The 12,262-nt window shown below is 75.1% G+C and carries 9 protein-coding genes; 3 read left to right on the top strand and 6 right to left on the bottom strand.

Annotation, left to right across the window (positions count from 1 at the left end):
- Positions 1–5 precede the first annotated feature (5 nt).
- Positions 6–1,490: a helix-turn-helix domain-containing protein gene (locus ACFWPT_RS25710; protein ID WP_380484527.1), complete on the bottom strand. Its 1,485-nt coding sequence runs from the start codon at positions 1,488–1,490 to the stop codon at positions 6–8.
- Positions 1,491–1,691: 201 nt separating this feature from the next.
- Between ACFWPT_RS25710 and ACFWPT_RS25715 the strand changes: the two genes are divergently transcribed.
- Entirely contained in the window at positions 1,692–2,597 is a 906-nt protein-coding gene (locus ACFWPT_RS25715) for an esterase/lipase family protein (protein WP_380379347.1), read from the top strand.
- A 102-nt stretch (positions 2,598–2,699) separates the two neighbouring features.
- Here the strand turns inward: ACFWPT_RS25715 and ACFWPT_RS25720 are convergent, their stop codons facing one another.
- Entirely contained in the window at positions 2,700–3,281 is a 582-nt protein-coding gene (locus ACFWPT_RS25720) for a HutD family protein (protein ID WP_380484529.1), read from the bottom strand.
- A 159-nt stretch (positions 3,282–3,440) separates the two neighbouring features.
- Positions 3,441–4,712, bottom strand: coding sequence for an MFS transporter (locus tag ACFWPT_RS25725; protein WP_380484531.1), 1,272 nt, complete (start codon positions 4,710–4,712; stop codon positions 3,441–3,443).
- Positions 4,713–4,729: 17 nt separating this feature from the next.
- On the opposite strand from ACFWPT_RS25725, the gene ACFWPT_RS25730 reads away from it, so the two are divergent.
- Positions 4,730–6,007: an ROK family protein gene (locus ACFWPT_RS25730; protein ID WP_380379314.1), complete on the top strand. Its 1,278-nt coding sequence runs from the start codon at positions 4,730–4,732 to the stop codon at positions 6,005–6,007.
- A gap of 142 nt (positions 6,008–6,149) precedes the next feature.
- Complete coding sequence (locus ACFWPT_RS25735) at positions 6,150–7,361, top strand: PLP-dependent cysteine synthase family protein (RefSeq protein WP_380484534.1); 1,212 nt, start codon at positions 6,150–6,152, stop codon at positions 7,359–7,361.
- Between the two features lie 186 nt (positions 7,362–7,547).
- On the opposite strand, the gene ACFWPT_RS25740 is transcribed toward ACFWPT_RS25735, so the two are convergent.
- From ACFWPT_RS25740 to ACFWPT_RS25750, 3 genes are all read right to left on the bottom strand, one after another.
- The gene (locus tag ACFWPT_RS25740) at positions 7,548–10,001 is read right to left on the bottom strand and encodes a right-handed parallel beta-helix repeat-containing protein (RefSeq protein WP_380484536.1); all 2,454 of its coding nucleotides are present in this window, start codon (positions 9,999–10,001) and stop codon (positions 7,548–7,550) included.
- 246 nt (positions 10,002–10,247) lie between these two features.
- Complete coding sequence (locus ACFWPT_RS25745; protein WP_380379308.1) at positions 10,248–11,126, bottom strand: MOSC domain-containing protein; 879 nt, start codon at positions 11,124–11,126, stop codon at positions 10,248–10,250.
- A 199-nt stretch (positions 11,127–11,325) separates the two neighbouring features.
- A complete protein-coding gene (locus ACFWPT_RS25750) occupies positions 11,326–12,135 on the bottom strand; it encodes a DUF6643 family protein (protein ID WP_063350159.1) in 810 nt (269 codons plus the stop codon).
- Between the last annotated feature and the right edge of the window lie 127 nt (positions 12,136–12,262).

Raw genomic sequence — 12,262 nt, forward strand, 5'->3', positions numbered from 1 at the left:
CGTCGCTATCGGACTGCGGGGGCCTGTTCGGCGGCGCGGGCGGCGATGGCGGCGGTGATCCGCAGGACGTCGGCGGGGCGGGCGGGGTCGAGGCCGGTGAGGGCGGCGATCCGGCGCAGCCGGTAGTCGACGGTGTTCGGGTGCAGGTGCAGGGCGCCCGCGGTGTGCCGCCGGTTGAGCCCGCCGGCCAGGTGGGTGCGCAGGGTGGTGAGCAACTCGCCGCCGTCGGCCAGTGGTTCGAGCAGTGCGGCGAGTCGGGAGCGGGCCTGGCTGGGGCGGGTGAGCTGGTATTCGAGCAGGACGTCGTCGAGCCGGTACAGGCCGGGTGGACGGTCGAACGCGCGGGCCACGTCCAGGACTTCGTACGCGAGCGCGGCCGCGCCCGGTACCTCGCAGGGTGCGGCGGACGCCGCCGCGGCCAGGACGGGGACGCCTCCGGCCCGGGCGGCCGCGGCGACGGTGGCGGCGAGGTGCTGCCACGGGAGTTCGGCGGGCGTGCCGGGGCGCCCGGACGCTCTCTCCGGCCGGAGGCCCGGCCGGGCCTCCGGGGGCGGCCCGAGCGGGACGAGCACGAGGCCGCCCGAGGGGGTGAGCGCGGTGATCGCCGACTGCCGTGTCCGGTGGTCGAGTTCGGCGACTAGCCGGCGGAGCTTGCGGCGGCCGGCGATGCCCGGGTCGACGCCGGGGGTGTGCTCGTCGGGGTGGTCGGCGACGGCCAGGCACAGGACGGCGTACCGGGGCGGCAGTTGGAGCCCGGCCCGGGCGGCGGCCTCGTCCGCCGGGGTGCCGGCGAGCAGTGCGGTGAGCAGCGACTGCCGGGCGGCGCCGCGCCGGTCGCCGGTCGGGCGGCGTTCGTCGAGGTAGCCGGCGCCGGCGGCGGTGGTGGCCTGGCGGAGCTGGTCGAGCAGCAGCCGGTTGAGGACGAGCAGGTCGGCGGCGTCGCCGTCGCGGGCGTGCCGGGTGACGAACTCCCAGCAGACCTCCAGCCCGAGGTGGTGGGCGAGCAGGACGGCGTCCAGCGGCAGGCCCTCCTCGGCGCGGCGGGCGGCGGCCTCCCGGACGGCGGCGAACTCCTCGTCGGGGGCGGGGAGTCCGGTGCGGACGGCGTGGGCCAGGGCGCGGATCCGGCGCTCGGTGTCGCGGGTGAGTTCGCCGGTGAGCTGTTCGTGGGGCAGGCGGTGGTACACCGGCACGCGGTCCAGCAGGGCGGCGACCACGCTCTCGGCCAACTGGCGTACACCGCCCAGGAGTCGTTGGTCGGCCGGTCGGCCGCCGATCACCGGGACGCGCCAGCCGGGCGTGCGGTCGGCGGTGCGGTCGGGCGCGCGCACGGTGGTGTGGTCGGGGACGGCGGTGGGCTCGGGCGCACGGACGGGTGTGCGGTCGGCTGCGGAGGGGGGCACGGAGGCGGGCGCGGAGTGCGGCTCGGAGGGGGGTGTGGCGTCGGGTGAGCGGCCGGGCGAGGCGGCGGGTGCGTTGTGACCGGTCACAGAGAACACCGTCCAGGTCTGGGGAACGCCCAAGGGCCGGGCCGGAGGGGCGACCGCATGATGGAGCCACTCGGGTTACCTGTTGGTAACAAACTTCCGCCGTGGAGGCAACAGTTGAGAACCCCACTTCTCCGCTTCTCCGCAACTCCCGTGCGCCGCAGGCTCGGCGGGGCCATCGGCGCGACCGTGCTGGCGGGCGCAATGCTGGCCGGCGCGTCGGCCGCCCCGGCGAGCGCCGTGACGTCCCCCTCCGTCGCGCCCGCCGCCGCCCGCTCCCTCAGCGCTGCCGCCACCTCCGCCGCCGCCGAACTGCCGCCCGACGGTGACTCGGTGGCCTCGCCGCCCGGCGCCAACGACTGGAACTGCCGCCCGAGCGCCGCCCACCCCGATCCGGTGGTCCTCGTGCACGGCACCTTCGCCAACCGCTACGAGAACTGGCTCGCGCTCTCCCCGCTGCTGAAGGGCCTCGGGTACTGCGTCTTCGCGCTCGACTACGGCACCATCCCGGGCATCACCTCCAGCGGCAGCGGCCTGCTGCTGCCGATCGGCGGCCTGGGCCCGGTGCCCGAGTCGGCCGCCCAACTCGGGCGGTTCGTCGACCTGGTGCTGAAAGCGACCGGCGCGGCCAAGGTCGACATCGTCGGGCACTCGCAGGGCGGCATGCTGCCGAACTACTACCTGAAGTTCCTCGGCGGGGCCGCGAAGGTCGGCCGGCTGGTCGGCCTGGCGCCGTCCAACCACGGCACGACGCTCGACGGGATCACCAAGCTCGTGCCGTACTTCCCCGGCGTCGCGGACCTGATCTTCACCGTCTGCCAGGCCTGCCGCGACCAGGCGGTGGGCTCCGACTTCAACCGCACGATGGCCTCCCGCCCGGACACCGTGCCGGGCGTGAGCTACACGGTGATCTCGACCGTGTACGACGAGGTCGTCACCCCGTGGCGGACCCAGTTCCTGACCGGCCCGGCCGTCGACAACGAGGTGCTGCAGAACCACTGCCCGATCACGCTCGCCGAGCACGTGGCGATCGCGTTCTCGCCGACGGCGCTGCACCTGGTGACCAACGCCCTGGATCCGGCGCACGCCACACCGGTGTTCTGCGGCTGAGCCGCACCCACCGGAACGCTGCGGCCCGGGAGACCTCCCTCCCGGGCCGCGGCGTTCCGGTGTCCGTGCGCCCGTGCGCCCGTGCGCCCCGGATCCTCGGTGTCAGCGCGACGGGCGGAGCGTGACCACGGCGGTGACCCCGCCGACCCGGACCAGCACCTCGCGTGGACCGGCCCCCTCCAGCAGTGCGGCGTCGTAGCGGTCGAGCACTGTGTCACCGTCGACGGCGGCCGAACCGGCGAGGCAGACCAGCAGGACGGTCGCCCCCGGCGGGACGTCCGCGACGGCCGGTGCGGTCAGCACGTCCACGGCGGCGGCGACCCGGCCGCGACGGGTCATCACGTTGAAGTCGACCACCGGGCCGGCCGACAGCCGGCAGTCCGTCACGGCGTCACCGGGGAAGGCGAAGGGGCGGAAGGGCGCGTCGACCAGCTGCTCGGCGCCGTCGACGGTGAGCGTCATGCCGGGGCCCTCGACCAGGGTGATCACCCGGTCGACGCCGGGGAACGGCGAGAACGGCCCGGCCGACGCGACGTCCGCGAGGCTGACCCGCCAGTCGAAGGCGTCCAGCCCGGCCCCGACGGGGAAACCGGCGACCTCCCTGGTCACCCCGCCCCCGTTGAGCCACGCCGTGGCCGGGCGCTCGGCCGCCCGCAGTACCTGGATCCGTCCGCTGCTCGTCATGGCCCGCATCCTGCCACCACGTCCGCGCGCGGCCGCGTCGGGCGTCGCCCGGGGCCGTCGGCGGTGGGGACGGTCGGACCGGCCGTGCCGACGACCCGGGTGCTCCCGTCAGCGCCGACAGGCGGTCAGCGCCGGCGGGCGGCCAACGCCGACGGACGGTCAGCGCCGACGGACGGCCAGCGGCAGGAGCGCCGCCGCCGTGGCCGCCACCGCGACGGTGGTCAGGGCCATCGGCAGCCCCGCCGCGTCGGCGAGGAAGCCGATCACCACCGGACCGATCAGCATGCCGCCGTACCCGAGCGTCGAGGCGAACGCGACGCCCTGCGGGCCGCCCGCCGCACCGGCCCGGGCGATCGCGAGGGGGAAGAGGTTGGCGAGGCCGAGGCCGACCAGGACGAACCCGCAGACGGCCAGCGGCACCACCGGGGCGAGGGCGGCGACCAGCATGCCGGCCGCCGCGGTCAGGCCGCCGAGCAGCATCAGCCGGGTCTGGCCGAGCCGGATGGACAGCCAGGTGCCGCCGACCCGTCCGCTGGTCATGGCGAAGGCGTACGCGGCGTACCCGGCGGCGGCCGTCCCGGGGCTGGCGTGGACGTCGTCGGTGAGGTGGAGGGTGGTCCAGTCGGCGATCGCGCCCTCGCCGTACGCGGTGCACAGCGCGGTGAGGCCGAGCAGCAGGACGAGCAGCCGCAGGTGCGGTGCGGTGCGGCCGGCCGTGGCGCGGGTGCCGTGGCCGTTCGCGTCGTCGCCCGTGGCGTCGCCGTCGCCTGTGCGGCCGGGCGCGACCAGCGGCGCGGCCGGGCTGCGCAGCAGGACGACGCCTGCGGCGGCGGTGACGGCGAGGCCGAGCAGACCGCCGAGCGCGAGCGCCCAGGCGGTGCTCAGCGCACCGGCGAGGAGCCCGCCGAGGCCCGCGCCGAGCAGACCGCCGAGGCTGTACCCGGCGTGGAAGCTCGGCATGACGGGCCGTCGCAGCTGCGCCACCAGGTCGACGGCTGCGCTGTTCATCGCGACGTTGGCGCCGCCGTACCCGGCGCCGAAGAGCAGCAGCACGCCGCCGAGCGCGGTGACCGAGTGGGCGTGTGCGGGCAGCGGGACGGCGAGGCTGAGCAGGGCGAGCGAGCCGACGGTCACCGGGCGCGAGCCGTACCGCAGGCACAGCCGCCCGACGAGCGGCATGGTGAGGACGGCGCCGATCGACAGGCAGAGCAGGGCCAGTCCGAGGGCGCTGTGCGAGGCGTTGACCTGGCTGCGGATGTCCGGGATGCGGACCACCCAGGCGGCGAAGAGGAAGCCGTCGACGGCGAAGAACGCGGTGAGTGCGAGCCGTGCCGAGCCCCAGGGGCTGTCCGTGCCGGGGGGTGTGCTGAGAGACTGGGGGGAGGTCTGGTCGGGTCGAGGACGCGGGCGGATTTTGTTTCGAAGCGGCACAAAGTCACAATAGGGGCGTGCAGCTCTCACCTTCAAGTCCGCGACCAGGTTCCGGAACCGACCTCGAAGCGCAGCGCGACGCCCACCGCCGCGCGGCCCCCGATCGCGGTCGGACGCTGCTCGGCCCCGCGCTCTCGCTCATCCACACCGGACAGACGCCCACCCGCTCGGCGCTCACCCGCGCGCTGGACGTCACCCGGGCCACCGCCGGGGCCGTCACGGCCGAACTGGAGGCGCTCGGGCTGATCACCGTCGACTCGCGCCCGGCCGGCGGCGGACGCGGACGCCCCTCGCACCGGCTCGCGATCGACCCGCAGGGCCCGGTCGTGGTCGCGGGGCAGATCCACGCCGACGGGCTGAGCGTCACCCTGGCCGGCCTCGGCGGCCTGCTCGACCCGCCCGTCCACCTGCCGCTGCCCGCCGCCACCGACCCCGTCCGGATGCTGCGCGCCGTCGCCGAGGCGGGCGCCGAACTCGCCCGCGCGACCAGCCGGCGCTGCCTCGGCGCCGCGCTCGCCCTGCCCAACCCGGTCACCGAACCCGACGGCGCCGCGCTCGCCGCACTGCACTTCGCCTGGCCCAGCGGCACCCCGGTCGCCGACCTGTACGACGTCGAGGTGGGCCGCGCCGACCACGGCCCCGGCGCCCGTCGGCCACTGCCCACCGCCCTCGCCAACGACGCCAACCTCGCCGCGCTCGCCGAGTACCGGCACGGTGCCGGGCGCGGCGCCCGGCACCTGCTCCTCGTCACCTCCGGCCACCGCGGCGTCGGCGGTGCGCTGGTGATCGACGGCCATCTGCACACCGGCAGCGCCGGGCTGGCCCTGGAGGTCGGCCACCTCACCGTCGACCCGCAGGGCCGGCTCTGCCCGTGCGGCAACCGGGGCTGCCTGAACTCCGAGACCGACCCCGACGCACTGTTCGCCGCCGCCGGGCTCACCCCCGAACCGGGGCGCCCGCTGCTCGACCAGGCGCGCGAACTGTGCCGGGCGGCCGCCACCGACGAGCGCGCGCGGGCCGCCGTGGAACACGTCATCGACCGGCTCGGGCTCGGACTCGCGGGCGTCGCCAACATCCTCAACCCGGACCGGGTGGTCCTCAGCGGGCTCCACCTCGACCTGCTGGAGGCCGCGCCCGAGCGGCTGCGCGCGGTGGTCGCCGAGCGCAGCCTCTGGGGGCGCAGCGGGCGGGTGCCGATCGTCGGCGCGGAGCTGGCGCACGGCGCGCTCGCGGGTGCGGCGGAGCTGGGCTGGGGGCCGTACCTGGCGGACCCGCAGTCGGTGACGGCGGGCTGAACCCGGGGCCGGGCGTCGGGCTGGGGGCGACAGGTCGGACCAGGGGCGATAAGCGGAAGCTGGGACTGCGAAAACGGTCACTTATCGTGACTCTCATACACTCGTAGTGAGCAGTGGGGGGTCGTAACGAGGGAGAGTGGCCATGAGCACCCAACCCGGCGGGACCCAGTCCGGCGGAGCGAGCGGCTTCGAGTCGACCGCGAGCGTCGAGCCGACCGTCGAGCCGACCGTCGACGTCGCGCCGACCACCGGCATCGAACCGACCGTCGACGTCGACCGGACCGACCCGCAGTACCGCGCCTGGCTCAAGGAGGCGGTGCGCAAGGTCCAGGCCGACGCCAACCGCTCCGCCGACACCCACCTGCTGCGCTTCCCGCTGCCGGGCGAGTGGGGGATCGACCTCTACCTCAAGGACGAGTCCACCCACCCGACCGGCTCGCTCAAGCACCGCCTCGCCCGCTCGCTCTTCCTCCACGGGCTCTGCAACGGCTGGATCCGCCCCGGCAAGCCGGTGATCGAGGCCTCCAGCGGCTCCACCGCCGTCTCGGAGGCGTACTTCGCGCAGCTCGTCGGGGTGCCGTTCATCGCGGTCATGGCCAAGAGCACCAGCCAGTCCAAGATCGACCTGATCGAGTTCCACGGCGGCGAGTGCCACCTGGTCGACCGCTCGGACGAGGTGTACGAGGCCTCCTCCCGGCTCGCCGAGAGCACCGGCGGGCACTACATGGACCAGTTCACCTACGCCGAGCGGGCCACCGACTGGCGCGGCAACAACAACATCGCCGAGTCGGTCTTCGCCCAGCTGCGCCTGGAGCCGCACCCCGAGCCGGCCTGGATCGTCGCCACCGCCGGGACGGGCGGCACCTCGGCGACCATCGCCCGGTACGTGCACTACATGCAGTACGACACCCGGATCTGCGTCGCCGATCCGGAGAACTCCTGTTTCTTCGACGGCTGGGTGCACCACGACCCGGACGCCGTCTGCGAGCGGGGCTCGCGGATCGAGGGCATCGGACGGCCCCGGATGGAGCCGAGCTTCGTCCCGGGGGCGATCGACCGGATGATGAAGGTGCCGGACGCCGCCTCCATCGCCGCCGTGCGGGTGCTGGAGCAGGTGCTCGGGAAGAAGGCGGGGGCGTCCACCGGGACGGGGCTGTGGAGCGCGCTGAAGATCGTCGCCGAGATGCGGGCGGCGGGGCGGCGGGGCAGCGTGGTCGGTCTGATCTGCGACCCGGGCGACCGCTACCTGGACAAGTACTACTCGGACGACTGGCTGGCCGGCGAGCGGATCGACATCGCGCCGTACCGGGCCGTGCTGGAGTCCTTCCTCGCCGGCGGCGCCTGGACGGGCTGACGCCGAGGTCGCCGGCCGCCCGCTCGCCCGCCTGCCCACCTGCTCGCGTTGGCGGCGGCGAACAAATGACCGCGAACGAATGACAGCGAACAGATAACAGATAACAGCTTTCAGATAACAGCTTTCAGACTCTGTTATCTGTTCGCCGCCCTCCCCGCCCGACACCACAGCGCCGAGCCCCCGGCGTCAGGGCAGCGGCGCGCCCGGCAGGTCGGCCGGGACGAGGAGTTGGAGCTCCTCCGTTGAGGGGTCCGCGAGGTGGGCGACCCGCATCGCGTGCCGCTCGACCATGGTCTCGAAGACCTGCCGCGCAGTGCGCCCGTTGCCGAAGTTGGGGCCGCGCTCCAGCCGGGCGAAGTGGTCCAGCAGCACGCCCTCGGTCGCCTCGGCGAGCGCGTACTCGTGCTCGGCGCACTGGGCCCGGGCGATCTCCAGCAGCTCGTCCGCCGTGTAGTCGGGAAAGGTGACGGTGCGTGAGAAGCGGGACGAGACACCGGGGTTGGCGGAGAGGAAGCGCTCCATCTCCAGGGTGTAGCCGGCCACGATGACGACCACTTCGTCCCGGTGGTCCTCCATCAGCTTGACCAGGGTGTCGATGGCCTCCCGCCCGAAGTCGCGCGCGCCGTCCTCGGGGGCGAGCGCGTACGCCTCGTCGATGAAGAGCACCCCGCCGCGCGCGCGGTCGAAGGCGGCGGCGGTGCGGATCGCGGTGGAGCCGATGTGCTCGCCGACCAGGTCGACCCGGGCCACCTCGACCAGGTGTCCGCGCTGGAGCACCCCGAGTGAGGCGAGGATCTCGCCGTAGAGCCGGGCGACGGTGGTCTTGCCGGTGCCGGGGGCGCCGGTGAAGACCAGGTGCCGGCGCAGCGAGGGCGCTTTGAGCCCGGCCTGGCGGCGGCGCTTGCCGACCGAGATCAGGTCGATGAGCGTGCGCACCTCCTGCTTGACGGTGGCCAGCCCGACCAGCGCGTCCAGTTCGGCGAGCGCCTCGTCGGCGGGCCGGCAGTCCGGGATCGGGGCGATCGCCGAGGTGGCGGCCGACGCGGCGGACGTGGCGGCGGCGGTGCCGGCCGCACCGGCCCTCCCGGCCATCCCGGCCAACGGGGCACTGGCGGAGGCCAGTTGGGCGGCCCGCGGGCCCGGCACCTCGGCCGCGCCGGCGGCCGGTGCGACGTCGTCCGAGGTGCAGCCCTCGGCGGCCGGCCCGGGTTCGGAGAACTCGAAGCCGGCCCGCTCGTTCTGCTCGGCCCGGCAGCGGGTCAGCTGGGTGCGGCAGCCGTCGATGATGTGGAAGCCGAAGCCCTTGCCGTGCGAGACCCGGCAGTCCTCGAAGGTGCCCCGCCCCTGAGCCGAGACGTACACGCCGGCGTCGGTGCTGGCCCGGACGGTGCAGTCGCGCAGCACCGGGTCGGCGCCCTTGGTGACGATCACCCCGGTGGCCACGTCGGAGATCTCGCAGCCGGTGAGCAGGCCGCCGCTGCCGTGGTCGCGGAACCACAGGCCGGTGCCGGCCTCCTGGACCCGGCAGCCGGTGAGGGTCACCGCCGCGCCGCCGCTGACCGAGACCGCCGAGCTGCGGATCCGGCTGAAGGAGCAGTCCGCGGCGGTGGCGGCGGAGTCCCGGTCGAGGACGAACAGCGCGTCCGGCAGGTCGTACAGCGAGCAGTCGGTGAGGGTGAGCCGGGCGCCGTCGCTGACCCACAGCGCCGGGTACTCGCCGGTGGAGCCGTGGATCTGGCAGGACTCGGCGACGGCCTCGGTGCCCTGGTCCCAGACCGAGAGCGCCCCGCGCCCGAAGTCCCGGACGGTGCTGTGGTTGAGGCTGAGCCGGGAGCGGCCGCGCAGGTCGGCGCCGTTCTCCGGCAGGTCGTGCACCCGGCAGCCGGTGAGGACGAGTTCGGCCTCGCCGTCCAGGGTCAGGCCGTTGCCGGTGACCCGGTGGATCTCGCAGTCGACGAGCCGCCCGCGGGCCTGCGATTCGGCCTGGACGCCGCTGCCGCGGATCTCGTAGATCTCGCAGCCGGTCAGTTCGGCGGCGCTGCCCGGGTCGGAGAGCAGGACGCCGGCGCCGACGGCGTGGTGGACCCGGCAGCGGTCGAGGGCGGCGGTGGCGCCGCCGAGGACGGCGAGTCCGGCCTGCCCGGCGGCGGCGACCTCGCAGTCCTCCAGGGCGGCGGCGGTGCCGGGGCCGCGCAGGCGCAGCCCGAGTCCGGCCGGGTTGGCGACGACGCAGCCGCGCAGGGTGGGCCGGGCACCGTCGGTGATCTCGATGCCGGTGGCGGAGCGGGTCTCGATCCGGCAGCCGCTGAGCGAGGGTGCGGTCTGCGGCCCGGTGATCAGGACGGCCGGGGTGGAGCTGTCGCCGCCTTCGACGACGAGGTCGCGGACGATGGCGTCGGCGGTGACGGTCAGCGCCACTCCGGACGGCGGGTCGATCCGGACGGTGCCCGGGCCCTGGGCCGGGACGATCGTCACGGGCTTGTCCAGCAGTACGTTCTCCCGGAACGTCCCCGGCCGGACGGTCACGGTGTCGCCCGGTTCGGCGGCCGCGAGGGCCTCCGCGAGGGTGTCGTACTCGCCTGCGCGGCGGCGCCAGCGGGATGCGCTGTCCTGGGTGACCCGGACCCTGTGCTCTGCCATGACGGTCTGTCGTCCCCACCTTCGTCGAGCCGGCGTTCAACGGGCCGTACGCGCGGGCCGCCCGCCCACCGTAGCGCGCCTCCATGGGTGGTCCGGTCGGCCGCGGTCGCGCGGGCACCGGGGGCTCGCGCCTTCGCCACAGGTTCCGACCACATGTTCAACGAGCGCGCACACCTGTGGTTCCGAGACGGGGACGCGCCGCAGGGGCGGCGGCGGGGGGAGCCGGTGAACCGGAGCGCCGCCGGTTCACCCCCGCGCGTCGGCGGGCCACTGCGCCCCGTCCTCCAGCACCTCGACCCGGTCGCCGACGCGCAGCGTGCCGAGCACGTCGCCGGTGGTGCCGGCCGGCCGCTCCGGGATCAGGTTCTGCCCGAACGCGGCCTTCTTCAGCAGCCGGTGGTGCCGGGCCAGGGTGCGCAGTGGTTCGGGGCCGCGCCGCTCGCCGCTCTCCTGGTCGGTGGTGGTGATGACGCAGCGGCCGCAGGGCTTGACGACCTTGAAGGTGAGGTCGCCGATCCGGATCCGGCGCCAGCCGTCCTCGGCCCACGGCTCGGCGCCGCCCACCACGGCGTTGGGGCGGAAGCGCTCCATCGGCAGCGGCTCGTGGCCGTCGGGGTGCTCGGCGGCGATCAGTTCGTTGAGCCGTTCCAGCGAGGCGGTGGTGGTGAGCAGCAGGGGGAAGCCGTCGGCCATCGAGACGGTGGTGCCGGGCTCGGCGTAGTCGGGGTCGGCCGGCCGGGCGTGCGGGTCGTCCAGGTGGACCAGGCGGTAGTCGCCGAGGTGTTCGGCGATCCACCGGTGCGCTTCCTTGGCGGCCTCGGCGGCGCGGAAGCGGGTGCCCCAGACCTCGACCTCGGCGAGCGGGTCGCCGGCTGCGACGGCGGGCGCGGGGACCTCGATCCGGGAGCCGTCGGGGGCGGTGAGGGAGAGCGCGCCGTCGGGGAGCAGGTCGGGCCTGATCTGGCCGAGGGCGGCGTTCTCGCGCTGGCTGACGAAGCGTCCGGTGGTGTCGGCGAGCATCCAGCGGCGGTCTCCGGCCAGGCCCCAGGGTTCGACGGCGGCGGTGTCGGGGCTCAGACGGTACATGGACTTGACGGGGTAGACGTGGAGTCCGGTGAGCTGCATTCCCCCATCCTGCCAGCCGGTTCCCGGCGGTCCGCAGGGCCCCCGTACGCGCACGGACCGCCCGGGACGCCGTGGGGGGCGTTCCGGGCGGTCCGTGGATGACCCGTTTCTCCGTACGCCCGGCGCGGGGAGCGCGCCGGGTGGTGCTCAGGTGGTGCGGGTGCGGGCCGGGTGGGGTCCGGCCCTGGAGGTCAGTGGCTCAGTAGCCCTGGCCCTGCTGCTGGTAGCCGCCCTGCTGGCCCCCCGCGTTGTAGGCGTTGTGGCCGGGCTCGCCGTACGGGCCCGGGCGCTGCGGCTGCATCGGGCGGACCGGCGCCATGGCCGGGCGCAGCTGGGCGCCGCCGAAGCCCTGGTCGCCGCCCTGGCCCTGGAAGCCGGGGCCGGCCTGGCCGGGGCCGCCGAAGGACTGCTGGCCGCCGAGGCTCTGCGGACCGCCCTGCGGCTGGCCGCCCGGCTGCCCGGGGCCGAACGCGCCCGGACCGCCGATCGGCTGGGCGCCGAAGGACTGCTGGCCGCCCTGGCCGCCGATGAAGGTGTTCTGGCCGCCGAAGCTCTGGCCGCCGGTCGGCTGGTAGCCGCCGCTGGCGGTCTGCGCGAAGGCCGGTGCGGCGGGCTGCGGCCGCTGGTACTGCTGGGGGGCGCCGTAGCCGGGGACGGGCGGCTGGGGCGCGGAGGCGTACGCCGGCGCGGGCTGCGCGGGGATGTACGCCGTGGCGGGACCGGCGGAGGGGCCGCTGCTCGGGCCGGGGCCCAGGGCGAGGCGGGCGGGCGGCAGCGCGGGGAGGTTGCTGCCGGCGCTCTCGTACCCGTTGCCGTACCGGTTCTCGTAGGACGGGCCGGCGCTGGCCCCGTAACCGGACGACATGGCCGGCGGAAGGGCCGCCGGCACGTTGATGGGTGCGATCTGGGGGACGCCGCGCTCAGCCACGAGGCTGTCGTAGATCGGCGTGCCGGAGGAGAAGGACGGAGAGGGGTAGCCGACTCCGTCGTAGGAGCGGGGCGAGGTCATGGGGCATACGGTAAGCCCACAACGCGCCTGCTGAGGAGAGCGGGAGGGGGAGCAGTTCGACTGTTTACACAGTCTTCGCTCGCACAAAGGTTTCGAAAGTAGGAAGAACGGACATACCGGCGTTCAG

This window comes from Kitasatospora sp. NPDC058478, assembly GCF_042720345.1.
Classification (GTDB): Bacteria; Actinomycetota; Actinomycetes; order Streptomycetales; family Streptomycetaceae; genus Kitasatospora.